The organism is Methanocaldococcus infernus ME, assembly GCF_000092305.1.
Taxonomy (GTDB): Archaea; AGJL01; Methanococci; order Methanococcales; family Methanocaldococcaceae; genus Methanocaldococcus; species Methanocaldococcus infernus.
Genome location: NC_014122.1, coordinates 81,445 through 106,477, shown reverse-complemented (window position 1 = coordinate 106,477; position 25,033 = coordinate 81,445). Strand labels below are relative to the sequence as shown.

Annotated in this window: 26 protein-coding genes; 15 read left to right on the top strand and 11 right to left on the bottom strand. The window is 34.3% G+C overall.

Features of this window, described 5'->3' with window-relative positions; translation table 11 throughout:
• Positions 1–27: 27 nt before the first annotated feature.
• Positions 28–558, top strand: coding sequence for a hypothetical protein (locus METIN_RS00570; RefSeq protein WP_013099535.1), 531 nt, complete (start codon positions 28–30; stop codon positions 556–558).
• Positions 559–1,079: 521 nt separating this feature from the next.
• Here METIN_RS00570 and METIN_RS00565 read toward each other — a convergent pair.
• From METIN_RS00565 to METIN_RS00535, 7 genes are all read right to left on the bottom strand, one after another.
• The gene (locus METIN_RS00565) at positions 1,080–2,120 is read right to left on the bottom strand and encodes a hypothetical protein (RefSeq protein ID WP_013099534.1); all 1,041 of its coding nucleotides are present in this window, start codon (positions 2,118–2,120) and stop codon (positions 1,080–1,082) included.
• Positions 2,117–2,794 carry a precorrin-2 C(20)-methyltransferase gene (cobI, locus tag METIN_RS00560; protein ID WP_013099533.1) on the bottom strand — a complete coding sequence of 226 codons (678 nt, stop codon included), beginning with the start codon at positions 2,792–2,794 and terminating at the stop codon, positions 2,117–2,119. The genes METIN_RS00565 and cobI overlap by 4 nt, the downstream gene beginning before the upstream one ends.
• Positions 2,787–3,644 carry a topoisomerase DNA-binding C4 zinc finger domain-containing protein gene (locus METIN_RS00555; RefSeq protein ID WP_013099532.1) on the bottom strand — a complete coding sequence of 286 codons (858 nt, stop codon included), beginning with the start codon at positions 3,642–3,644 and terminating at the stop codon, positions 2,787–2,789. The genes cobI and METIN_RS00555 overlap by 8 nt, the downstream gene beginning before the upstream one ends.
• Before the next feature lie 14 nt (positions 3,645–3,658).
• Positions 3,659–5,092, bottom strand: a complete 1,434-nt coding sequence (locus tag METIN_RS00550; protein WP_013099531.1) for a thiamine pyrophosphate-binding protein — start codon at positions 5,090–5,092, stop codon at positions 3,659–3,661.
• A gap of 6 nt (positions 5,093–5,098) precedes the next feature.
• Positions 5,099–5,338 carry a 50S ribosomal protein L14e gene (locus tag METIN_RS00545; RefSeq protein ID WP_013099530.1) on the bottom strand — a complete coding sequence of 80 codons (240 nt, stop codon included), beginning with the start codon at positions 5,336–5,338 and terminating at the stop codon, positions 5,099–5,101.
• Positions 5,339–5,407: 69 nt separating this feature from the next.
• On the bottom strand, positions 5,408–5,950 hold the full coding sequence (cmk, locus tag METIN_RS00540; protein WP_013099529.1) for a (d)CMP kinase: 543 nt from the start codon (positions 5,948–5,950) through the stop codon (positions 5,408–5,410).
• Positions 5,951–5,962: 12 nt separating this feature from the next.
• Positions 5,963–6,232, bottom strand: coding sequence for a 50S ribosomal protein L34e (locus tag METIN_RS00535; protein WP_013099528.1), 270 nt, complete (start codon positions 6,230–6,232; stop codon positions 5,963–5,965).
• 280 nt (positions 6,233–6,512) lie between these two features.
• Here METIN_RS00535 and METIN_RS00530 point away from each other — a divergent pair, with 280 nt between their 5' ends.
• The 4 genes from METIN_RS00530 (at position 6,513) to METIN_RS00515 (ending at position 10,880) form a co-directional block, all read left to right on the top strand.
• The gene (locus METIN_RS00530; protein ID WP_013099527.1) at positions 6,513–7,304 is read left to right on the top strand and encodes an MBL fold metallo-hydrolase; all 792 of its coding nucleotides are present in this window, start codon (positions 6,513–6,515) and stop codon (positions 7,302–7,304) included.
• 4 nt (positions 7,305–7,308) lie between these two features.
• Positions 7,309–8,094 (top strand): TIM barrel protein, encoded by a 786-nt coding sequence (locus METIN_RS00525; protein ID WP_013099526.1) that lies wholly within the window; start codon positions 7,309–7,311, stop codon positions 8,092–8,094.
• 152 nt (positions 8,095–8,246) lie between these two features.
• The gene (locus tag METIN_RS00520) at positions 8,247–9,527 is read left to right on the top strand and encodes an ammonium transporter (RefSeq protein WP_013099525.1); all 1,281 of its coding nucleotides are present in this window, start codon (positions 8,247–8,249) and stop codon (positions 9,525–9,527) included.
• Between the two features lie 24 nt (positions 9,528–9,551).
• A complete protein-coding gene (locus METIN_RS00515; RefSeq protein WP_013099524.1) occupies positions 9,552–10,880 on the top strand; it encodes a methyl-accepting chemotaxis protein in 1,329 nt (442 codons plus the stop codon).
• Positions 10,881–10,888: 8 nt separating this feature from the next.
• On the opposite strand, the gene asd is transcribed toward METIN_RS00515, so the two are convergent.
• Positions 10,889–11,935, bottom strand: coding sequence for an aspartate-semialdehyde dehydrogenase (gene asd / locus METIN_RS00510; RefSeq protein WP_013099523.1), 1,047 nt, complete (start codon positions 11,933–11,935; stop codon positions 10,889–10,891).
• Between the two features lie 12 nt (positions 11,936–11,947).
• On the bottom strand, positions 11,948–13,261 hold the full coding sequence (locus METIN_RS00505; protein WP_013099522.1) for a methyl-coenzyme M reductase glutamine C-methyltransferase: 1,314 nt from the start codon (positions 13,259–13,261) through the stop codon (positions 11,948–11,950).
• 92 nt (positions 13,262–13,353) lie between these two features.
• Here METIN_RS00505 and METIN_RS00500 point away from each other — a divergent pair, with 92 nt between their 5' ends.
• The 8 genes from METIN_RS00500 to METIN_RS00465 are packed head-to-tail and all read left to right on the top strand — an operon-like array spanning position 13,354 to position 22,386.
• Positions 13,354–13,770 carry a GbsR/MarR family transcriptional regulator gene (locus tag METIN_RS00500; protein ID WP_013099521.1) on the top strand — a complete coding sequence of 139 codons (417 nt, stop codon included), beginning with the start codon at positions 13,354–13,356 and terminating at the stop codon, positions 13,768–13,770.
• A gap of 10 nt (positions 13,771–13,780) precedes the next feature.
• Positions 13,781–14,935, top strand: a complete 1,155-nt coding sequence (locus METIN_RS00495) for an efflux RND transporter permease subunit (RefSeq protein WP_013099520.1) — start codon at positions 13,781–13,783, stop codon at positions 14,933–14,935.
• A gap of 9 nt (positions 14,936–14,944) precedes the next feature.
• Positions 14,945–16,600 (top strand): COG1361 S-layer family protein, encoded by a 1,656-nt coding sequence (locus METIN_RS00490; protein WP_013099519.1) that lies wholly within the window; start codon positions 14,945–14,947, stop codon positions 16,598–16,600.
• A complete protein-coding gene (locus tag METIN_RS00485) occupies positions 16,590–17,717 on the top strand; it encodes an MFS transporter (RefSeq protein ID WP_013099518.1) in 1,128 nt (375 codons plus the stop codon). Before METIN_RS00490 ends, METIN_RS00485 begins: the two co-directional genes overlap by 11 nt.
• A 12-nt stretch (positions 17,718–17,729) precedes the next feature.
• A complete protein-coding gene (gene hisD / locus METIN_RS00480) occupies positions 17,730–19,010 on the top strand; it encodes a histidinol dehydrogenase (protein WP_013099517.1) in 1,281 nt (426 codons plus the stop codon).
• A complete protein-coding gene (locus METIN_RS00475; protein WP_013099516.1) occupies positions 19,007–19,504 on the top strand; it encodes an MJ0936 family phosphodiesterase in 498 nt (165 codons plus the stop codon). The genes hisD and METIN_RS00475 overlap by 4 nt, the downstream gene beginning before the upstream one ends.
• Positions 19,505–19,516: 12 nt before the next feature.
• The gene (gene ilvC / locus METIN_RS00470) at positions 19,517–20,506 is read left to right on the top strand and encodes a ketol-acid reductoisomerase (RefSeq protein WP_013099515.1); all 990 of its coding nucleotides are present in this window, start codon (positions 19,517–19,519) and stop codon (positions 20,504–20,506) included.
• A 26-nt stretch (positions 20,507–20,532) separates the two neighbouring features.
• Positions 20,533–22,386, top strand: a complete 1,854-nt coding sequence (locus METIN_RS00465) for a molybdopterin biosynthesis protein (protein WP_013099514.1) — start codon at positions 20,533–20,535, stop codon at positions 22,384–22,386.
• On the opposite strand, the gene METIN_RS00460 is transcribed toward METIN_RS00465, so the two are convergent.
• A complete protein-coding gene (locus tag METIN_RS00460; RefSeq protein WP_013099513.1) occupies positions 22,346–22,750 on the bottom strand; it encodes a phosphatidylglycerophosphatase A in 405 nt (134 codons plus the stop codon). The two genes, METIN_RS00465 and METIN_RS00460, sit on opposite strands and share 41 nt — an antisense overlap.
• A 12-nt stretch (positions 22,751–22,762) precedes the next feature.
• Here METIN_RS00460 and METIN_RS00455 point away from each other — a divergent pair, with 12 nt between their 5' ends.
• The gene (locus tag METIN_RS00455) at positions 22,763–23,593 is read left to right on the top strand and encodes a class I SAM-dependent methyltransferase (protein WP_013099512.1); all 831 of its coding nucleotides are present in this window, start codon (positions 22,763–22,765) and stop codon (positions 23,591–23,593) included.
• Here the strand turns inward: METIN_RS00455 and METIN_RS07510 are convergent.
• Entirely contained in the window at positions 23,574–23,729 is a 156-nt protein-coding gene (locus METIN_RS07510) for an Sjogren's syndrome/scleroderma autoantigen 1 family protein (protein WP_013099511.1), read from the bottom strand. The genes METIN_RS00455 and METIN_RS07510 overlap by 20 nt on opposite strands.
• Before the next feature lie 94 nt (positions 23,730–23,823).
• Between METIN_RS07510 and METIN_RS00450 the strand changes: the two genes are divergently transcribed.
• Positions 23,824–25,026 (top strand): M20 family metallo-hydrolase, encoded by a 1,203-nt coding sequence (locus METIN_RS00450; RefSeq protein WP_013099510.1) that lies wholly within the window; start codon positions 23,824–23,826, stop codon positions 25,024–25,026.
• The last annotated feature ends 7 nt before the right edge of the window (positions 25,027–25,033 follow it).

The window sequence follows — 25,033 nt, the reverse complement described above, 5'->3', positions numbered from 1 at the left end:
AGTTAGAAAAATTTTGAAGGTGTAAAAATGGAAAGATTGCCTTATGAGGTTGTATCAACTATATTCAGGAAAGCCATTTTACACTATTTAGTAATAACAGGAAGTACATTTCCTACTTCACTGGCAAAGAATTTAAATATATCAAAGGGGTTAGCATCTTCTTTTTTAAGGCTCTGTTCAGCCTTAAATATATTAAAAAGAGAAAGGATTGGGCATAAGGTTGTATATTCATTCACAAGCAAAGGATTGGCCATATTAAAAAGATTGGCGCCCGAAATATTTGATCCTGCATTTTCGAATGTTTTCGAGTCTTTACCTTATAAGAAATTTAGCATAAAACATTACCCACTTGCAACCCTTGGATTCGAACTCAAGTGGAAGAAGGATTCTATGGGAGGTTACACCTTTTCATTCTACACTTCGGATAAGAAGCTTATAGGAATCGTATTTAGGTCTTATCTAGGCAGATGGTGGTGTTCTATCTGTCAGAGTGATAAATGTAAACACATCGATTACCTAAATCGATTATTTGAAAAGATTAAAGATAGTGATGAATAAATTTCGAGTTTTCGAGTTGCATATATGTATATGCTCTTTTAGGTTAGCCAGTATTGTGTTGTAAGTGATTATCGCAAAAGTTAGTTAGCTACTATTTTGTCAGATTTATTGGAGTTTTCCTTAAATTTCTCATCTTTTGTTGTAATTTTTGTTTTTTATTTTTATTTTTTTGATTTACTTAAAATTTAACAAGTAAATAATTAATTATTGTTTATTTATTTTTTATTTATTTAAAATGTTGTATAATTTTTCTTTTTTATCTTTATATTGTTAGAAGATAAATATAAAATATAGAAAAATTTTTGTGATAATCTCAAAATTGAGGATTGTGGGAGAGGGGGTTAAGCCATATACATATATGCAACTCGAAAACTCGAAAACATTATAAGGTAAATTTGATTTCTTATAAGACAAAAGCATTTTTATAATAGAACTTGACAATTTCTTATAGGAAAACATTTAACCCCAATATTTAAAATAATGAATATAATTTCTAAAAAAACTAAATTAAAAATTAATGATTATATGCAACTCGAAAACTCGAAAGATTTTAATACTGGGATAGAATCAAGAAGATAAATACTTAACCATGGTTTTTTAAATCTATAATTCTCCAGAAGAGAGATAAGCTTCTCTTTCTTCAACTTTAATTTAAACCTAATTTTTTTCCTTGCTTTAATCTTTTTTAAAATTCCCATCTTAGCTAAGTCATCAAGATATCTATAAACTGTTGGTAACTTATAATTTAGCCTTAAATAAATGTCTTCAATAGTAAAAGATCTTAACTCTATAGCTAACTCAACGAACTTTCGATATTTCGAATCAACTATATATGGGAGTATCTTTAGCCAAGGAATCTTTATTTCCCTTGCACTTCTTAGAGTTCTTTTACAACACTTTAGTATTAGATATACAACCTCTAAATTTCCCTGGCTTATCTTACTTAAATATTCTGCTACACTATCAGAAATATAATAATTTAGCTTCCTTGCAAAGTATTTAATGGCTCCTTTAATATTTAACCTACCTTCACGGAATATTTTCTTTATATGGTTATGGCACTCCTGAGGATATCTTAAAACTATAGAGATTCCTCTTTTGTAGAGCTCTTTTATAAATTTGATGGTAGAGGTTCCATGATGCCACTTACTAATATCATGAAGCTCTATAACTAAGATAGGATTAATTGACCTTAATAAAGACATTACTTTATTTATAACCTTCCTGAACTCCCAGTTTTCAATATCTTTAAACAAGTCTCCTATTGCTCTAAACCAAGCTTTTTTAGCTCTATAATGCTTTCTTAAAGATTTTTTCTCTTTTATGTAGTTAAATAAATTACTTAACCATCCACTTATTGGCTTGGAAAAAGAGTATTTGTCCCTTATAAGGTAGACTATCTTTTTTATATTTTTCTTTAAATTTGGAGTAAAATGAACCCTTAAAATAGGAATTCTATTTATAAAATAAAATTCTCCTCCTTCTTTAATATTTTCCCTATCTGTTGGCATCAAATAGAATCCATTTAAAAAGCTCTCTGGAACCTCTCTTATAATATTCATCTTCTCTCCTTTTTAATGATAGCTAAGGATAGGTAGTCATTGAACTCATTGAAGTTAATTTCCCTTGGAGAGCCAAAAGTTATTTTCTCATCTTCCAAGCCCAACCTTTTGGCTAAGTAGATAGTTAAGTCATCTCTATCTAAGCCTTTCAATATATTCTCTAAATTCTTGGTTTTCATCACTATGATAGTGTCAAAGTCATCTAAGTATTTATCTAAATCCTTTCCCTGTGGAAGGATACAAACCTTCTCCTCTCCTTCAGCTAAGGAGATGTTTAATAGGGAAGCAGCTGCAAAGATGGAGGAGATGCCAGAAACAATTTCAACCTCAACCCCTTTCTCTCTTAAGCTTTTCCACATGTATGAAAAAGTACTATATAGAGTTGGATCTCCAAGGGTTATTAAAGCTACCTCTCCCTCTTCACTTAGTATTTTTTTAAGATTCTCTTCCCAGCACTTTTTTAACTCATCCTTATCCTTACTCATAGGAAATAAGAGTTCTTCAACCTTCTTATCTTTTATATATTCTTTTATTAACTCATAAGCCACAGAGCTTTTCCCTCTCTTAGAAATTGGGATAAAGATTTTGTCAACCTTTTTTAAGATATTTAAAGCTTTTAAGGTTAAGCTCTCTCCACCTATCCCTATCCCAACACCATAAACCTTTTTAACCAAGATCTACACCTTTCTTAGGGAATCTTCTATATAAGCACTGAGGATAGTTAGTACAGCCTAAGAATTCTCCTTTCTTAGTCTTTACAACCCTTAACTTAGCCCCACACCAAGGACAGTGGTTTTCATCTACCTTCACATTAATAATAGCTGGCTTCTTATTACAGAGCCTCTCTTTATTGTATATCACCTGACCCCTTACTTTATCAAGATAGATAATAAAGTTTCTGAATAGGTGAGCATTTTCTAAGTCTATTATTAAGTAGTTATCCTCAGTCTCTAAGCCAGGAGTTATCTCTAACTTGGTTTTTAGTGGAATTAAATAATAGCCTTCCCCAGAGTATCTCATGTTTCCTAAGTTATATTTTATCCTACCAATTAGCCAGTTATAATCCCTATTGGCTATAAACCCTATAGTTTCAGTTACACTTTCAAACATGTTCCTCTCTTTTAAGTTCTCTATATATTTTCTAACCTCTTCATCTTTCTCATAAAGCTCTTTTAAGACTTTAGAACTCTCTCTAATAAATTCATCCTTATCTATATAAATTAATAGGAGTAAGCCATTGAAGGCGTTGGCTACAACATACTTTTCCTTCTCTATCAAGTCTTTTCTATCAAACTTAAACCTTAGCCTAACAAAGATTTGCCCCTTCTCTTTCTTTATAAAGTATTCTTTTTTAGAGCTTTCAGTAATTCCATAGTAGAAGACTGGAAACTTAGCATTTTCCAAGCCAATGATTGATATAAACCCCTCTGGAACCTTCCAATTTTGACCAAACTCTTCATTGGTAAGTTTTGTAGCATTAAAATGTAAATCCTTGCATATTTCTGTAAAGAACTCATCTATCATCCTTTATCCCCTCTCTATGTGTTTGGTTTTGGTAAATCTTCATCTTCAACTTTTATAGACAAGATTAAGGGCTTATTTCCCTTTAAATAGTCTTTAACATAATCTTCAATCTCTTCTAAGCTCTCTACTCTGTATCCTTCTATTCCAAAGGCTTCAGCAATTTTGATAAAATCAGGATTCTCTATCCTACAAAAGTTAGCCAACTTATTATTTTCAAAGACAACAAAAAGAATTTTTAAGTTATGCTGAGAAACTACTTTTAACTCCTGAATGTTCATTATAAAGCCTCCATCTCCAGAGATAGAAACAACTTCTCTATCTATCTTAAAGTCTTCTGTGGCAAATTTAACCCCTATACTCCCTGGAAGAGAGAAGCCCATACAGCCAAAGGAGTGGGAAGCTATTATACTCTTAGGAATATTACAGGTTTTCAGTAAAGAGGTGAAGACTGTATGCTTCCCAGCATCTAAAACTAATATAGAATCTTCTGGCAAGTTGTTTATTAAAGCTTCAACCTTCCTTGAGTAATCCCCTTTAGCTTTAAAAGTTCTTTTTTTAATATCATAACTAAAATCTATATTTAAATTTTTAATTAAATTTTTTAGCTCACTGTAGTTTATTCTTTGAATGTCTAAGTTAATAGTTTTCTTTAATAGCTCTTCTCTTAAACTTTCCACATAAGTATTATATGATAATGATGCTCCTAAATTTATAATTTTCTTAGCTTTCTTTAAGCTCTCTATATCTCCTCTCCTTCCAACTAAACCTATATTTTCTTCCTCTTTTACTACCCCTCTTGCTGGAAAGGTGGTAGCAACAGGAAATTTAGATAAGAGTTTATTTATTTTTAGAATTTCTTTATAAGTTAGAGTTCCATATATCCCCTGACCAACTAATAAGAGATCTCCTTCAACTTCTTTAAATTCTCTCTCTTCCCTCTCCTCAGTATATTGAACTTCACAAACCTCTTCTTCTAAAACATCTGAGGGGATATTTAGATGTACAGGCTTTTTATACTCCAACAGTGATAAACTTTTCTCCAAGTAAGAGGTTTTTGGTTCATTAACAAAAAAGCCCTTGTGAAAGTTTAAAAAATCTAAATTTAATTCTTGAAAATAGTTTTCTCCTATATACTTCCTTGTTGGCCTTCCAGTTATGGCTAAGACACTTGAGCTATCTTTATAAGCTGTAGCTAAGGGAGTTGTTAAATTACATCCCCCTGGTCCAGCAGTGGCTAAGCAGACAGAAAAATAGTTAGAGATTCTGGCATAGCCATCTGCCATAAAGCCAGCTCCTCTTTCATCAGCAGCAACAATATTTTTTATTTTACTATTGTTAATCTCTTCAAACAACTTATATATTTGCTCCCCAGGATAGGAAAAGAGAGTTCTAACTCTCTCCTCTAAAAAATTAGTTATATATTCATAGAATCTTAATTCTACCACCAAAAACTTTTATTCTTCTGTAAAGCCAGCCTCTTCTAAGGCTTGTCTAACTTGCTCAGTTGAAGCTCCTTTTTCAATCTCTACTTTCTTCTCAGTAGGCTCTAAGTGTTTTATATTACATCTTCTTCTCTTAACAAAGCCATCAACAACTACAAAGTTTTTGTCTAAGACATCTACAATAACACAAACTTTTCCTGCTTCTCTTCCAGCTGTTTTTATGCAAACTCTTCCTACTTCTATAGCAGCCAAAAACCTCACCTCATTTTTGTTATTGTGATTCTCGCGAATCACAATTCATCCTTACAAAATGAGGGAGGCCTAATATTGCCCCTTTAGGTTGTCTATAGCTGTTGAGACAATATTAAACACTCCCCCAATATCCCACTTTGAAGTGTCAATAATAAGATCATATATAAAAAGGTTATCTAAGTCTATATCATATATCTCCTTATATCTCTTTTTCTCACTCTCTTCCCTAAGTGTCATGTTTTTTAAAGCTTCTTCATAACTAATCTTTTCTCTCTCAGCTATTCTTTTAGCTCTAACTTCTATAGGAGCCTTAAACCATATAGAGAGGGTTGGCTTAATATTATTCTTCAATAGCATCCATGCAGCCAATCTTCCCTCTAAAACTATATTTCCCTCCTTAGCAAGCTCAACCTGTCTCTTATCAATCTCTTTATCAACATCCTTATTTTTTTCAGCATACTTACTAAATTCTTCAACACTCATTCCCTTCTCTTTTGCCATCTCTCTAAAAATTAAGCCTGCACAGACATATCTTAAGTTGTATTTCTCAGCTATCTTCTTAGCTATAGTAGTGGTTCCAGTTCCAGGAAGGCCACCAATGGTTATGATCATGATGAACACTTTTTATAAGTTTCTTGCCTTCTCAATCATTAACCTCTTTAAACATCTTGGACAGAGGTAGCCTCCATAAGGCCTTTCAGGCCTTCTGTCTGTTTTAGCCAACTTTCTTATCTCCACTGGCCTACCTCTTGGAACTCCATGTAACTCAGCTCCACAAACTGCACACTTTGGCTTTCCTGGCTTCTTTCTCTTGTAGTGTATAACTAACCTTCCTCCCGGTGTTCTCTTATAAACCCTTCTGTATGACCTTGATCTGTATCTTGGTGCTGGCATTGTTTCACCTTAATATTTATTTTTTTAAATTTTTGTAGTCTTTATCTTACATATTTAGGAACTAATAACAAACATAACTCATATATTTACTTTTTGCTTAAAAAATTGATTTTTATATAAAAAATTTTAGCATTAAAATTTTGAACTTAGAACTATAGTTCATAACAGAGGGTGAAGATGTTTCTAAATTTATAAGGTTATAAATAAGATTTAAGTAACTTTTAATCCTTTAGTAAAGCTTAATAATATTTATTAAATTTTCAGAAGGAAGGTTTTTAGTATGAATGTTGAGATCATCTTCTTAGGCAGTGGAGGAGGGAGATGGGCAACAATTACACAAAAGAAGCCCACAGGAGGGTTTAGAATACACACTGATGAGCTTAAACTCCATGTAGATCCAGGACCTGGAGCAATTGTTAGGCTAAATCAATTAAAGATCTCTCCATGGAAAACCAACTCTTTATTTATCTCTCACTGTCATCCTGATCATTACAATGATGGAGAGATTATAGTTGAAGCCATAACTAATGGGATGACAAGGAAAAGAGGAATCTTTATAGGCTCTTTAACAGTTGTTGAAGGTTTTGGAGAATATGAATATGTTATCTCTAAGTATCATCAGTCAAAGTTAGAGTTGGTTAAAGCTCTCTATCCTAATGATGAGCTTAAATTATATGACACAACAATAAAAGCAACAAAAACAAAGCATGGAGATCCCTTTGGGATAGGTTTTAGGTTGAAAACCAAGTATGGAGATATTGGCTATACATCAGACACTGAATTTATTCCCTCATTAATTAAAGATTTTGATGGAGTTAGGGTTTTAATAGCCAATATAGTTAGAAAAAAGAATGAGAAGATTAGGGGACATTTATGCTCAAATGATGTCATTGATCTAATAAATTCTATGGAAAATAAGCCAGAACTATTAATTATGAACCATATGGGAGTTAAGATGACAAATCCTTTAAAAGAGGCTAAGTATATTGAGGAGAACACAAATATAAAGGTTGTTCCAGCAAAGTTAGGCTTAAGAATAGAGCTTTTAAAGAACAACATATTAATTAGGTGAGTTCTTGCTAATCTTTGGCTCTGCCTGTCATGGAGATGAATTTAAGTTCTCAGAATTACTTAAGTCCTTAAATCTTAATGCCTTAGAGCTTGAGTTTGTCAATGGAGTTTATATGAAAGAGGACTATGCTAAGATATTAAAGGAGAAGAATAAAGATTTAAAATTTTCAGCTCATGCTCCTCACTATATTAATTTAAATGCCAATGAAAAGGAAAAAATTGAGAGAAGTATTTATAGATTAATAAAGAGTGCCAAGGTTCTTAGACACTGTGGGAAAGATTTAGTGTTTCATCCTGGCTACTATTTAAATAAAAGTAAAGAAGAGTGCTACAAGAATATTAAAGAGAATTTACAGAAAGTTTTAGACTATTTTAATGAGCGCAATATTGATATTACACTAAGACCAGAAACCACTGGAAGGGTTTCTCAATTTGGAACCTTAGAAGAAACTTTAACTTTATGCTCAGAGCTAAGCTTAAAGCCTTGTATAGACTTCCCCCACTTGTATGCAAGGAGCTATGGGAAAATAAATAGTTATGAAGACTTTTATAGAATCTTGGAGAAGATTGAGGAGAGTGTTGGAGTTAAGGACATGCATATTCACATGTCAGGAATAGAGTTTGGCAAAGGTGGAGAAAAGAGACATCTGCCCTTAGAAAGGTCAAACTTTAACTATAAAGATGCCTTAAGAGCTTTAAAAGACTTCTGTGCTGAGGGAAAGGTTATTTGTGAAAGCCCTCTTTTAGAAAAAGATGCTCTTTTAATGAAAAGATTTTATGAGAGCTTATAAAAAAAATTCTCTCATTTTTTAACAAATTAATAAAATTTTTATATATGGTCTTTATAGTAAATTTGATATTAATAAGGCTAATACCATATACTAAAAATTATATTCTCCAAATTTTTTAGTTTAATGATAAAGTTAAGGAGGGTATAATAAAAATGGGAGATGTTAATACAATACTTGAAGCTTTGAATACACTAACAGTAGCAGGTAACGTATTTTTTCTTTGTGTGATGGGTGCATTAGTTTTTATAATGCAGTTAGGTTTTGCAATGTTAGAATGTGGTCAAGTTAGAAAAAAGAATGCTGTTAATGTTATAATGAAAAATATGTTTGATTGGTGTATTGGTTGTGTTTCATGGTTATTTATTGGGAGTATTTTATGTTCTTCAATAAATCCCTCCGATTTTTTAGATTGGTGGATCAAGATAGTGAAGGCTACTCCATTTTTAGAAAATAATGGGATTGAATTAGCAAATTGGTTTTATGGTTTAGTTTTCGCTGCAACAGCTGCTACAATAGTCTCAGGAGGAGTTGCTGAGAGAATTAAGTTTAGCGCTTATGTCATTATTTCAATAATTATTACCGGCTTACTCTATCCTCTCTTCGTCTATCTTGGCCCATGGGGAGCTTCAATTGTTCCATGGCACGACTATGCTGGTAGTTTAGTGGTTCATGGCTTAGGTGGCTTCTTAGCCTTAGGAGCTATAGCTGCTTTAGGTCCAAGAATTGGTAGATTTAAAGATGGAAAACCAATTCCGATTTTAGGGCATAACATTCCTTTAGCGGCATTTGGAGCGTTTATATTAGCATTTGGATGGTATGGGTTTAATATAGGGAGTGCCCTCGCACTGAAAGATATTAGTGGATTAGTCTGTGCAACTACAACCTTAGCTATGGCTGGAGGGGCTATAGGAGCTTTAATAACCTCTAAAAAAGATCCTCTTTTTATGACTAACGGTCTTGTTGCTGGTTTAGTAGCTATCTGTTCTGGAACAGATATAGTTAGCCCAATAGCCGGCTTAATTATAGGGTTAATTGCTGGATTACAGGTTCCAATAGTTTATAGATTCCTTGAAAATAGAAAAATAGATGATGTTTGTGGAGTAGTTCCAGTTCATGGAACTGCTGGAATTGTAGGGGCTATCTTAGCAGGAATCTTTGGAATGAAAGCCTTAGGAGGGGTGGGAGTAGATCCAGATAGTGTTATGCATATAGTTAGTAATCCGGATATTGACTTACTATTAAGTCAAATAATTGGATCTATCTTCTGTGCGTTTTATGGAATTGTTTTAGGTTATGTTGTTACTATAGCTATAGGGTTTTTATGTAATGGCTTAAGAGTTGGAAGAGAAGCTGAAATAAGAGGTTTAGATATTGTTGAGCATAATCTACCAGCATATCCTGAGGAAGATACTTTAGCTAATAGAGAATCATAAATAATTATTGTGTGGTGAAGGACTGTGATAATTGGTTTTATATTAGGGCTATTAATTGGATTAGGGGTTTCCGTTGTAGTAACCAGGAAATATACAGTTTTAATAAATGACTTAGTTAGTGCAGTTGAGGAAATACTTAGTGGAAACCTTAATGTTAAGATTGAAGGTAAATACGATGGAGAATTAGGAATCTTAGTAGATGGTTTTAATAAAATGGTTGAAAGTCTTAGAAAGCAGAAGGAGGAAATTGAATATAGACAGAAAGTTATGGAGGTTATTATAAAGGACGTAGAGAGGGTTATGAGTAGAGTGGCTAATGGAGATTTAACTGCAAGAATGAATGAAAGTTTAGTTCAAAATGGTGTTAAGTTAGATAATGTAAATATACAAAAGCTTATTAACAGAGCTTTGGACAATATATCAAATATGATAAGGAGCTTAAAAGAAGAAGTTATCATTCTAAATGAGGAGCTTAAGATTATCAAAGAAGAGTTAGATAAAGCTAAAGAAACTTCTGACCAAATCGCTGATGCCGCTAACCAAGTGGCTACAGCTGCAACAGATCAGTCTAATAAGTTACAAGACGTAACCCAAGATCTTGAAGACACCACTAAAATCGCTGAAAACGTTTATAACGAAAGTTTAAAGGGAGTTGAGGCTATAAATATTGTTGAAGAGAATTCAAAAGTTGGTTTAGAAAAAGTTGAAAGAGCTATAGAAACAATGCAAAGAATAGCTAACGTTATTGATGAATTAGGAAGAGCGTTAGAAGAGCTTGGTAAGAAGAGCCAGAAAATTAATGAGATTACAGCTTTAATTAAAGATATCGCCGAGCAAACAGGTTTATTAGCTTTAAACGCTTCTATTGAAGCAGCAAGGGCTGGAGAGGCTGGAAGAGGTTTCGCTGTAGTTGCAAGTGAAATTAAAGGCTTAGCCGAAGAGATTGGAAAGTCTGTAGACGACATTAATAAGACGGTCGAAGAAATAAGTGAAGCTATAGAGAAAACTATAGACTTAGGATTAACTGGAAAGAATGAAGTTGATAATGGAGTTGTAGCTATAGATGAGGTTAATAGCGCATTCTTAAAGATAAAGGAGTCTGTTGATAGAGCTATGGAAGTTATAGAAGAAATTAAAAGAGATGCACAAGAAGCCAGGGACAATGTTGAACAGGCATTAAGAAATGTTCAAGACGTCGCTTCAATCTCAGAGGAGTTTGCTGCTACTGCTGAGGAATTAACTGCCAGTGTTGAAGAGCAAAATAGGGTTATAGAGGAGATTAGAAAAGCTACAGAGAAAATAAGTGAAATATCAGATAAAATAGCCATGTCAGCAAGTAAATTTAAAGTTTAAAAAATTTTTTATAAATACTTCTTAACAAAGTATTCAGCATTTAAAATACTTGCTCCTGCAGCTCCTCTTATTGTGTTATGCTCTAAAGCAACATACTTTACAGTGAAGATAGGGTCTTTTCTTATCCTTCCAACCACTATACTCATTCCATTTCCTATATTTCTATCCAACCTTGGCTGAGGTCTGTCACTCTCTTCTTTAATAACTATTGGTTTAGCATAGGTTGGTAGGTTAAGATCCTTTAAAGGGTCAAACTTGTCCATAGCCTCTTTAATTTCCTCTGGCTCAGCCTCTTCTTTGGTTTTTACAAATATACACTCTGTATGTCCATCTATGACAGGAACTCTATTACAGGAAGCACTTAACTTAAAGTTGGCAAATTCAACTTTACCATCTTTTAAGGTTCCTAAGAGTTTTAAACTCTCAGTCTGCATTTTTTCCTCTTCATTCTTAATATATGGGATTAGGTTATCAAGTATAGCCATGGATGGAACTCCATTATAGCCAGCTCCACTAACTGCCTGTAAGGTTGCTATAAAAACACTTTCTAAGCCAAACTTATCCATTATTGGCTTTAGGGTTATAACTGCACAGATGGTTGAACAGTTAGGATTTGTTATAATAGCTCCATCCCATCCTCTCTTTTTTCTTTGAATCTCTATTAACTCTAAGTGATCAGCATTAACCTCTGGAATAACTAAAGGAACATCCTCTTCCATTCTGTAAGCTGAAGCATTTGAGAAAACTAATTTTCCTTCTTTTGCAAACTCTGGCTCTAACTTCTTAGCTAAATCTGATGGTAGAGCTGAGAAAACAATATCAACATCCTCAAATTCTTTATTTTTTGGGTCAGTGGTTGTAACTATTAAATCTCTAACCTTCTCTGGCATCTCAACATCTAAGTACCAATTTGTTGCTTCACTATACTTCTTCCCTGCACTTCTCTCTGATGCTGCTAAGGTGGTTAATTCAAACATTGGGTGCTCAGCTAAAAATTGAATAAACCTTTGTCCAACCATTCCAGTGGCTCCTAAGACACCAACCTTTATTTTCATCCTCTCACCTCATTAAGTAATTAAATACTCTTTATACTTAAAGATTAGCTCAGTTATTTTTTTAATGTCTCTTCCCTGACTCTTAGCTTCATTTAGGAATAAGCTATAAAGCTCTTTAGTTAAAGGCCTTGGTTTAGTTTTCCACATCTCTCCATGTATTAGGAGATCAAAGCATCTGGCTTCACTTTCAGTTAAGTTTAACCTTCTATATATTCCTTCATGTCTCTTAAATGTTGGATTCTCCTCTTTAGGAATCTTTAATACTAAAGAGCATAGCTCAGTTGTAGGGATTGGCTCAGCTATTGATACAAAGAGATCATCAAGCTCAGCATCAACTATAAAGTCTTTGGTTAATAAATAATCTTTTTCAGTTTCAGTAGGATAACCAACAATAAAGCTTCCAGCAACCTTAACATTTAAGTCTTTAGCCAACTTTATAGCATCCATGATTTTTTTAGTATTAACTCCTTTCTTCATATCTCTTAAAACTTTGTCACTTCCACTCTCTATTCCATAAAATACCCATCCTATAGTATAGTTCTTTATAGCCTCTAATATAGCTTCATCAACATAGTCTACCCTCATATCTGGCACAGAAAGATTACTCTTTCCCACTATGGAAGAGAGCTTTTCCAACAACTCATAAAATTTTTCTCTATTCACTGACTTTTTGAAGTTATATAAGCTTCCAGTCCCTCCACTTATTGCTATCCTCTTAGCTCCTCTTTTTTTGAATTCTTTAACCTCTTCAACAACTAACTCCACATCTCTACTTCTAATCTCTTTCCCAAAAAACTTAGGAACTTGGCAAAAGGTACAGTTTCCTAAACAGCCTCTATGTGTTTCAATATAAACATTAGCTCCTCTTATATTCTGCTCACCAATATCCTTAGGAATTAATGGGAGAGGATGATCTAAACTTGGCTTTTCCTTTGGGTAATTTACTATTATATTGTCTCCCTCTCTATAGGCTAACCCTTCTTCATCTCCCTCTAAGATTCTTGGAGTTGTTATTTCTCCCTCTCCTATTATAACTCCATCAACATTTAGCTCATTTAATATAATCTCTGGATATGTGGAGATACAGCCAGCTACATAGAGCTTAGCCTTCTTATTTGCTCTCTTTATAAAGTTAATTAGCTCCCTTATTTTGTTATCAATGATGTGGAGGGTAGAGTAGAGGCTAAAGATGATGACATCTGACTTCAAAAATAAGATATTATCAGGTTTTCTAATTAAATGGACTTTATATTTCTCTTTTAAAATTCCTCCAACTAACATAGAGCCATAGGTGTAAATTTCAGGAGAATAGATAGTTACTCTCATCCTATCACCAAGATTTTACATAACCTTTATATACCCCTTCCATAAATAATTTTGTTCAAAAATTTCTGAACATTCTGAATGTAGTGAATATCATGAATTCAAAAAAATTAATAATAGAGATGTTCTCAGAGATTGCCAGGGTTCATGGGCTAAGTAAGAGTGTTGGAGCCATTTATGGACTTTTATTTTACTATGAAAGGCCCATGAGCCTTGATGAGATTGTTGAAGAGCTTAAAATAAGTAAGGGAAATGCCAGCATGTCACTGAAGAAGTTGGAAGAGCTTGGATTTGTAAAAAGAACCTGGATAGAAGGAGAAAGAAAGAATTTCTATCAAATCTCTGAGAGCTTTTCATCAATTAAAGATATAGCAAGGAGAAAGCATGAGATCATAAAGAGCTACTATGAAAAGTTAAAAGAGGAGAACTTAGATGAGAAGAAGTTAGAAAAAATTAGAAAAATGCTTATTCTCTCTGAAAAAATTTTAAAAGTTTTAGAAGAACTGGATTGAGGGATTTTACATGCTAAAAGAGATCCTTAAGGATGTTGGAGAATTTTCTGCAAGACATCCCTTTTTGGTTATAGCTGTTGTTTTACTCATAACTGTATTTATGGCTTTTGAAGCCACCCATATAAAGAAGCAAACCTCCTATGAGAAGATGCTTCCTCAGGATCTGCCAGCTGTTCAGGAGATTTATGAAGTTAGGAGTGAGTTTGGAGGAACTGATGTAGATATGATTGTTGTTAAAATTGTTCCCTCAGATGCTACAGATAAGGTTACTGACATTAGAGATCCAAGGGTTTTAAGGGCTATTGAAACCTTAGAAGAGAATATAAGAACAATCAGTGGAATTACAAAGGTTAGCTCACCAGTTGATGTTATTAAAGAGCTGAATGGTGGAGTTCTTCCTAATGACATTGAAACAGTGAAAGAGCTTCTAAATAAATTACCAGAAAATGAAAGATATAAACTATTCAATAGAGACTTCTCTATGTTAACAATCACAGCCTTTACAGATGTTGGAGGAGATGAAAAGAAGAACAAGCAAATTTATGAGCAAATAAATGAGTACATAAGAGAAACTCCTTTTCCTCCCGGAGTTGAGGCTATACAAACAGGAACTCCAGCATTGAGGGCAATTATTGGTAAGTTGATGAATGAAAGTCAAGCCATAACAACATCTGTAGCTATGTTAGCTATTCTCTTTATAATCTTGCTACACTTTAGGAAGGTTACTTCAGTTCTTCTTCTCTCTCCTCTAATCTTTGCCCTCATCTGGACAGGGGGTTTTATGGGCTTATTTGGAATCCCCTTAGATATGGCTACCTCAGCAGTTGGCTCCTTAGTCTTAGGTTTGGGAATAGACTATGGAATTTACTTTGGAAGTAGATACAATGAGGAGAGAGAGAAAGGAAGAGATCCTATAGAAGCTGCTTCTCACACAGTAATGTATGCTGGCTCTTCAATACTTGCAAGTGCAGCAACAACTGTAGCTGGCTTGTTATCTCTAACTATAGCTCCTCTCCCAATGATGGGAAACTTGGGAAAGGTTTGTGGAGCTGGAATAACCTTTTGTTGTCTCTTAACCATCTTCTTCCTTCCAGCAGTTTTAGTTATAGATGAACTTTACATCCATCCAATATTAGCAAGAATAAAAAAATTAATATTCAAATGAGGTGAGATAATGAGAAAATATTTAGTAGCTTTCCTACTCCTTCTCCTACCTTCAGCCTTAGCTCTACAAATATTTGAGCCAGAGTATAATCCAAAGGTTATACACCCAGGAGATGATGTTGATCTCTGGGTTAAGGTTTATAATGATAACTACAATGATAACTATGAGATTAGAAATTTAATAATTTCTATTGAGCCTTACTATCCATTTGAGCTTAAGCAAGTAAACCCTAAAAAGGGAGTTTGTGTAGTTGATCAGTTAGATAGTGGAGAGAGCTATGTAGCCTATTTTAAGCTACATGTCAATGAAAATGCTGAGTCTGGAGAGTATAAAATAAAGATTCATGTTTCTTACTACTTAGTAAATAAAGATAGTGGAGACAAATATTATTACAATTACTCAAAAATTTTCTACCTTCCTGTTTATGGTGAAGCCAACTTTATAGTTAGTGGAAACTTCTCCTTAGTGCCAGCTAAAACTATGGTTGTTCCCCTAACTATTAAAAATGCTGGGAAAGGAAAGGCTAAAGATGTCTCTGTCTATGTTGGTTATAGGTTGGAGACTGAAGAAGTTGGAAGTTATTCAAAGACTACAGTGGTTTATTCAACAACCATCTCTGAGAATAATAGAGAGATAGTTCCTACTCCAATTCCATTAAACTTTTCCTTAATTTACCCAGTTGGAGAGTCTAAATTTTATATTCCAACTTTAAAACCTGGTGAGAGTAGAACAGTGTTAGTTAAGCTCTACACATCTCCTAAGACATTTGAAGGAAGTTATCCTTTACCAATTGTTATTACTTGGACTGATGAGAGTGGAGTTAAGAGAGCTGAGTTATTATATGTTGGAGCCTATGTTAAGGGAGATATTATCTTAGATGTAAGTAATGTTGTCACATCTCCAAAGGAAATTAAGCCTGGAGACAGTTATGTAAGGATTGATGTAACTATAGCAAATAATGGACATGCTGAAGCTAAGGATGTGAAGTTAAAGTTGATAACTCAAGAGCCTTTTAGAGATAGCTGGAGTAATTGTAACTTTAAAGGAATTGGTAACCTCTTACCAGGAGCTATAAGGACAGTTTCTTTTTATATAGATGTGGATAAGTATGCTGAAGCTAAGCACTATAAGTTACCTTTAGAAATCTCTTACTTAGATCCAGAGAATAACAAGCATAAGGAACTTGAGTATATAGATATTTACATAAAGCCTAAGCCACTATTTGAAATTCTTACAAAGGAATTTAATGTTAGTGCTGGAAAGGACAACACAATAAAAATAAAAATAAAAAATATTGGAAATGAAAAAGCTATTAGGGTTAGAATTTCAGCTATAAAAACCTCTGGTCAGCCTTTTGACTATCCACAGAAATCTGACACAATAGGAACCCTCTATCCAAACCAGACAGGAGTTGGAGCTTTAGTGGTGAGTGTTGACAAAAACGCTATCTCTAAGCCTTATAGAATTACTTTAGAAATAAGATGTGCTGGAGACCCTGATCAGGGAGATGATAATGTCTATGTCTATCAAGAGCCAATTATCTTAAATGTAAAGAGAGGCTCAAGCTCCAACATTCTTTACATCTTAGGCTTAGTTGTTATAATCTTAGCTGTAGTTATAGGAGGTTATAAATTGTTAAGAAAGAGGAAGGAGAATGAAGAGTGAAGCTTATGTCATCTGGATAGTAACCTTCACCACAATGTTGGGGATTGGCCTTATAGCCCCTATTTTATCTTTTTATGCAAAAACCTTAGGGGCTAATAACTTTCAAGTTGCTCTCATCTTCTCTATCTTTATGATAGCAAGGACAATAACACAGATCCCTGCTGGACACCTCTCAGACATCTATGGAAAAAAGCTTTTTCTCACTTTAGGAACATTCTTTTATGGATTAACTACCTTTTTTTACAACTTTGTCTCTAACATCTTTGAACTCTTGATTGTAAGATTCTTTACTGGAGTCTTTTCAGCCTTTGTAACTCCAATAGCAGGCTCTTACATCTCAGCCATAGCTCCAAAGGAGAAGATGGGCCAGTATATGGGATTTTTTAATTCAGCCATAGGCATGGGCTTTGGAGTTGGTCCTATCATTGGAGGTTTCTTAGCTGAGCATTTTAGCATTAAAGCTCCATTCTATTTTTGTGGCTTCTTAGGAATTTTGGCATCAATTTTAAGCTATTTTAAGTTGAGAGATATTAAATTTAAAAACAAGAGTAGAGGAATTAATTTAAAGCTCTACCTTAAGAATAAAAAGTTTTTAATCCCTTTTATTTTTAACACAGTAATTTTAATGGGAAACTCTTCAGTTATAGTTTTCCTAACCATCTATGCCTACAGGTTTGGAATAGGGTTAGATGGCAGTGGTTTTTTAATAGCCTTTACAAATATTATATCAGCCCTTCTACAGAGGAAGTTGGGAAGTTTGTATGATAAGTATGGACTTAACATTATTATTGTTGGTCTACTCTTAGTAAGCTTAGGCTTCTTCTACCTCTCCTTAGCAGATAACTTTTATAAAATAATGCTCTCCCTCATCCTTCAGGCTATTGGTTCAAGCTTAATATCAACCTCTCTAATGTCTTATGTAGCCAACTTAATCCCTATTGAGAGAAGAGGAGAGGGTTTAGGTCTCTTTACCACTTCATTAAACTTTGGCTTCATGTTTGGCTCCCTATTCTTTGGAGCTATAGCTAATGTAATAGGAATAGGAGAGATGTATAAGGTTGTTTCACTCTTCTCCCTAATAATGGGCTTTTCACTGTTCAAGATATTAAAGAGCTAAAAGAGGGAAAAGATGATTTTTAAAAGCTTATATGAGCTTACAAAGGAGGAAAGAGAAAGAATAATTAATAGAAATAAGGCAAACTTTGATAATATCTTTGACTCAGTGGTTAAAATTCTTAGGGATGTGAGAGAGAAGGGAGATGAGGCTTTAAGATATTATACTAAACTCTTTGATAAGGTTGAGATTGAAGACTTTAAAGTTTCAAGAGAGGAGATTGAAGAAGCTTACAATAAGGTGGATTATAAAGTTGTGGAAGCTCTTGAAAGGGCTAAGGAGAATATATACTATTTCCATAAAGAGCAATTGAAGAATATAAAAGAGTTGAGAGTTGAGAGAAATGGAGTTTTAGGGCAAATTGTTAGAGCTATTGAAAAGGTTGGCTGTTATGTGCCAGGAGGAAGAGCCTTTTATCCTTCAACTGTTCTCATGACTACCATCCCTGCTAAGGTTGCTGGCTGTAAAGAGATCTATATAACTTCTCCTCCAACTCCTGAGGGAAAGGGGAATGCTGCAACACTAATAGCTGGAGATTTGGTTAAAGTTAATGGCATTTATAAAGTTGGTGGAGTTCAGGCAATTGGAGCATTGGCCTATGGAACTGAAAGTATTCCAAAGGTTGATATTATTGTAGGCCCAGGGAATATTTATGTCACTCTGGCTAAGAAGTTGGTTTATGGTGAAGTAAATATAGACTTCTTAGCTGGTCCATCGGAGGTTTTAATTATTGGGGATGAGTTCTCTAACCCTAACTATATAGCCCTTGATCTCTTAGCTCAGGCTGAACATGATCCAAATGCCTCATGTGTAGCTCTTTTAACTTCAAGAGAGAAGGCAGAAGAGGTTAAGAGGGAGTTGGAGAAGATATTAAAAGATATAGATGAGAGAAAGGAGATTATTAAGGAAGCTTTAAAAAACTTGGCTATACTTTATGGAGAGCTTGAAGATTTAATAAAATTTAGCAATGAATATGCTCCTGAACACCTTGAGCTCTTTGTTAGAGAGCCAGAGAAAATTTTAGAGAAAATAGAGAGTGCTGGCTCCATCTTTTTAGGAGAGTATTCCCCAGTCCCTATAGGAGACTATGCCTCTGGAACCAACCATGTTTTACCAACCTCAGGTTTCTCAAGATGTTCCTCTGGCTTAAATGTTGAAACCTTTTTAAAGAAAATTACATATCAAAAGTTTGATAAGGAAGCATTGAGAAATATAAAAGATGTTGTAATTACCTTAGCTGAAGCTGAAGGGTTAAAGATGCATGCAGAAGCTGTTAGAAGGAGGTTGAGAGAGTGAAGATAGGGATATTGGGAGATACTCATGACCATCTTCCCAATATAAGAAAGGCTATAAGTATTTTCAATGATGAAGAGGTTGATTTGGTTATTCACTGTGGTGACTTTGTTAGCCTCTTTGTTATAAAGGAGTTTAAGGAGTTAAACTCTAACATCATAGCTGTCTATGGTAACAATGATGGAGAGAGGGAGAAGTTAAAAGAGTGGCTCTTGGATATAGATGACAAAAATATAATTTCAGATTTCCACTCAATAGAGATAGATGGTCTAAAGTTTTTTATAACTCATGGACACTATAAAGAAGTTTTAGACTTGGCTATAAACTCTGGACTCTATGATGTTGTTGTTTATGGCCATACTCATAAGAAGTTGTTTGAAACTTACAACAACACTTTAATTATAAACCCAGGAGAGTGTTGTGGCTATCTAACTGGAGAAGCCACTATAGGAATCTTAGACACAAAAGAGAAAGCATATAGAGAGATAATACTATAGAGAGGTGGTTGAATGGTTAAGATTTACTATGACAATGATGTAACCTATGATGCTGTTAAAGATAAGGTTATAGCTGTTATAGGCTATGGAAGCCAGGGAAGAGCTCAGGCTTCAAATATGAAGGATAGTGGGTTAAATGTTATTGTTGGGTTAAGACCAGAGGGAAAGAGTTGGAAGTTAGCTGTTGAGGAAGGACATGAGGTTAAGACAATAGAAGAGGCTGCTAAGGAAGCTGACATTATCCATCTATTGATCCCTGATGAGGTTCAACCTACTGTTTATAGGAAGTATATTGAGAAGCACTTAACAGAAGGAAAGACATTAAGCTTTTCACATGGTTATAATATACATTATAAATTTATTGTCCCTCCTGAGAATGTCAATGTAACCATGGTTGCCCCTAAAAGCCCTGGAGCAATGGTTAGGAAGACATACTTAGAAGGCTTTGGAGTTCCTGGATTAGTGGCCGTTTATCAAGACTATACAGGAGAGGCTTTAAACATAGCCCTGGGAATGGCTAAAGCTATTGGATTGACAAGAGTAGGAGTTATAGAAACAACCTTTAGGGAGGAAACAGAGACAGATCTCTTTGGAGAGCAAGTTGTTCTATGTGGTGGAGTTACTGAGTTAATTAAAGCTGCTTTTGAAACCCTTGTTGAAGCTGGCTACTCTCCAGAGATGGCATACTTTGAAACATGCCATGAGTTAAAGTTAATTGTTGATCTGATCTATCAAAAGGGATTAAAGGGAATGTGGGAAAATGTTTCTAATACAGCAGAGTATGGGGGTTTAACAAGGAGAAAGAGGATTATAAATGAAGAGTCAAGGAAGGCTATGAAAGAGATATTAAAAGAAATTCAAGATGGTAGATTTGCCAAGGAGTGGAGCTTAGAAAACATTGCTGGAAAACCACATTTAAATGCCTTAAGAAGGTTGGAAGAGGAGCATGAGATAGAGAAGGTTGGTAAGAAGTTAAGAAAGATGTGTGGCTTGGAGAAATAAATTTTTACTATTTTTTTGTGATATACATGAGATTTTTAAAATTGGAGAGCTTGGAGAATGCTAAAAATATTGTTAAAGAGTTTTTAAAAGATACTGAAGAGCTTTATATCTTAGAGAGCTTAAATAGAGTTTTAGCTGAAGATGTCTTCTCTGATATAGATGTTCCTCCATATGACAGGGCTAAGATGGATGGCTATGCTGTTAGGGCTGAAGACACCTATGGAGCTGATGAAGACAATCCTGTAGAGTTAAGAGTTATTGGCTCTATAAAGGCTGGAGAGATAAAGGATATTGAAGTTAAAGAGGGAGAGGCTGTAGAGATAGCTACAGGAGCAATAATTCCAAAAGGAGCTAATGCTGTTGTGATGGTTGAATATACTGAAAGAGAAGGAGAGAATGTTAAGATCTTTAAGCCTGTAGCTCCTATGGAGAATATTCAATTTACTGGATCAGATGTAATGGTTGGAGAACTTGTTCTAAGGGAAGGAACTCTATTAACTCCAAGGGAGATAGGGGTTTTAGCAGCTATTGGGAGAGAGAAAGTTAAAGTCTATAAAAGATTAAGATTTGCCATAATTTCAACAGGAAATGAGATTCAAGAGCTTGGAAAAAAGTTAGAGAAAGGAAAAATTTATGATATAAATACTTACACCTTGGCCAGCTATATAGAGAGCTTAGGGCATAGCTATAAAATCTTAGGGATAGCTAAAGATGATTTAGAGGAGATAAAGGAGAAAATTAAAGAGGGCTTAGATTGTGACATCATCTTACTAAGTGGAGGAACCTCAGCAGGAGTTGGAGACTTGACAGAGAGGGCTATAAAAGAGTTGGGTGGAGAGATATTAATACATGGTATTAAGATTAAGCCAGGAAAGCCAACCATTATAGGAAAGATTGGGGAGAAGTTAGTTATAGGCCTTCCAGGATATCCAACATCATGCTTAACAGTCTTTGATGCTCTCTTTGGTTTAAGTAAGAGTAGGATAAAGGCTAAGTTTAGAGGAAGGTATATTTCAGCAAAGGGAAGAACTGAGTTTTTACCAGTGGTTATAGTTGGAAACTCAGCCTATCCAGTAAATAAGGATAGTGGCTCTATAACTTCACTATCAGATGCTGATGGCTACATTGTTATAGAGGAGAATAAAGAGATCTTAGAAGATGAAGAGGTTGAGGTTCATCTATTCAGTAGCTTATCTGACAAGTTAAATATTATAGGAAGTCACTGTATAGGCATTGACATAATATTAAAGGAGGGAAATATTAAGGCTAAGACAGTTAATACTGGCTCTTTAGGGGGAATATTTGCAATTAAAAGAGGAGAGGCTGACATAGCTGGGATTCACTTATTGGATGAGAATTTAGGATATAACATTCCCTTCTTAGAAAAATATAGGGTTGATAATGCTCTTCTTGTTAGGGGCTATGTGAGAGAGCAAGGTTTTGTAACTAAGAGAGAGGATATTAACTCAATAGAAGATATTATAAAGAATATTTACAATCTAAGGTTTATAAATAGAAATAAGGGTTCTGGGACAAGGATATTATTTGACAAGTTCTTAAAGGATAATAAGATAGAGAAGAGCAAAATTAAGGGATACAATATTGAGGCTAAGACTCATTCAGCTGTAGCCTCAGCTGTAACCATGGGAAAGGCTGATATTGGCTTATGTATAAAGCCCTTAGCTGAGAGATATGGGTTAAAGTTTATTCCTCTTGCTGAAGAGCACTATGACTTTCTAATAAATAAAGAGAGCTTTGACAAAAAAGAGGTTAAGAAGTTCATTGAAACCTTAAAAAAGGTTAATTTACCATTTAAAAAGTTAGAAGATACTGGCTCTATCATCTGGGAGCCAAAGCCTTACTCATACAGCCAGCAATAAAGCCAGCTATGGCATCATCTAAAAAGATGTATCCTTTTTTATCCAACTCTCCTATAACCCCTGGCTTATGCTTATCATAAAATCTAAAGTTAAAGATTCCTTTAGTCCCAGCTATCTCATTGGCTATAGCCAAGCCTATAACTTCATCAGCATAGATATAGTTTAAATCTTCCATCTCTATCTCCCTATCTAAGAGGTAGGCAGCCATTATTAGTAAGTAAGTATTAGGATTCTCAAGCTCTTTTTTCATAACCTCCCTAACCTTATTTTTCACAATCTTTATATCTTCCTCACCCACATAGAGAGAGACAGCACTCTCAACCAAGTTATCTAAGCTAATATTTATCTTCTCCAAAATGTTCATCTGTGATCACTTATGAACTATTTAACTCCTTCATTGGCTGAAGAGATATTAAAAGCTATGGGAAAAAAGGAGGTTATAGAGGTTAATCTAAATTTATATAAAGATAATAGAAAAGAGAAAGTCTTTTTAAAGGAAGACAAAGCTATATTTCCAGAGGGAGAAGTGGAAAAGGAGATTTTAAAGAAGATAGCTAAAGATAATTGTGTCTACTTTATTAAGGAGGGTAGAGTTTATAAGGCAGCTATAGCTAAGGATGGCTATTATAAGTTAGTTCCTACCATTCCACCAACCATAGAGATTAATGGTATAAGGATGCATAGGACTAAAGAGCTTAACCCCTATGAAGACACCCTAAATAAGATAAATTCAGTTGGGGTTAGAAAGGGAGAGAAGGTTTTAGATACTTGTATGGGCTTGGGATATACAGCTATAGAGGCTTATAAAAGAGGAGGAGAAGTGGTGACAATAGAAAAAAATCCTAATGTCTTAGAGTTGGCTAAGATAAATCCTTACAGTGAAGAGCTATTCAAGGGAGATATTAAAGTTATCTTAGGGGATGCCTTTGATGTTGTGAAGAAATTTTCAGATGAGGAGTTTAGTGTTATTATCCATGATCCTCCAAGATTTAGCTTAGCTGGCCATCTTTACAGTGAAGGGTTTTATAGAGAGTTGTTTAGAATTCTAAAGAGTGGTGGAAGATTATTTCACTATGTAGGGAATCCTGGGAAGAAGTATAGAGGGAAGGATTTACAAAAAGGGGTTATGGAGAGGTTGAGGAAGGTTGGATTCACTAAAATTAAGAGGGTTAAAGAGGCTCTTGGAGTTATTGCTGAAAAGCCATAGGCTCACAGATTGGACAGAATACTTTTCCCTCTTTTCTCATTAAAGGAGAGCCACAGTAAGGGCAAAACTTTTCAGTCATTGTATATCCTTTAAGTAATAAGTTTGACACTACATATATGATGTAATCCTCTCCCATACTACCACCGGAACAAGGAAGGTTATTTCCTTCTATTGTTATGGAACTTAAAATATTTATGCCTTTCTCCAACATACCTTTGGAGGAGATAATTATGGATGTTATTGAGTTAGCCTCTGATTTGATAAAAATTAGGTCTGTAAATCCCTATTTTGGTGGAGAAGGAGAGAAAGAAAAAGGAGAATATGTTAAGAGAAAGTTAATAGAGATAGTAAAAAAGCATAACTTTAAAGATTATGAGTTAAAAGAATACAATACAATAGACAAGTTTGGAATTTTAAGGCCAAATATTGTTTTCAAGGCAGACTTTGGGAGAGAGAAGACTTTACATATCATAGCTCACTTAGACACAGTTCCAGAGGGAGATTTAAGCCTTTGGGAAACAAACCCTTATGAGCCAGTTATAAAGGATGGTAAGATCTATGGAAGAGGAGCAGAGGATAACCATAAAGCTATAGTCTCTTCTCTCCTACTCTTAGATAAGCTCTTAGAAGATAAAGAGAGTAAATATAATTTATCTTTAATTTATGTCTCTGATGAGGAAGCTGGTAGTAAGTATGGCTTAAAGTATCTATTAAATTTTGAAAAAGAGATTTTTGATAAAAATGATCTAATCATAGTTCCTGACTTCAGCTCAGAGGATGGGAGTTATATAGAAATTGGAGAAAAGGGAATTTTATGGATAAAATTTATCTTTGAAGGAAAGCAGTGTCATGGAAGTGTTCCTGAGGAGGGGTTTAATTCAAATGTAGTAGCCTTTGACTTCTCAAACAAGCTATATAAAGAGCTATATAGTAAGTTTAATAAAGTAAATAATATTTTCCTTCCAGAGTATTCTACATTTGAGCCTACAATTGTTAAGAATAAAGTTACAAATCCTAACACAATCCCAGGGAAAACTGAGGTTGTCTTTGATTGTAGGATACTTCCAGATTATAGTATAGAAGAAATAATAAGTGAGATAGATAACTTTATAAAAGGCTATAACTTCAAGCCAATACACTCAAGTGGTGAAGGAAGAGTTAGAAGAGAAATATTAAAATTGGAGAAACCTAACTTTACTAAGGAGGATAGCTTAGTGGTTAGAGAACTAAAAAGAGCTATAAAAGAGGTTTTAAATGTTGAGCCTAAGGTTTGTGGGATGGGTGGAGGAACAGTAGCAGCTTTTTTAAGGGAAAGAGGTTATGATGTAGCTGTCTGGGGCATTGGAGAGGGAACAGCTCATCAGCCAAATGAGCATATAAAGATAGGGAGCTTGGAGAAGATGGCTGAAGTTTTCTATAAAATGTTGAGGTGACTTTTAA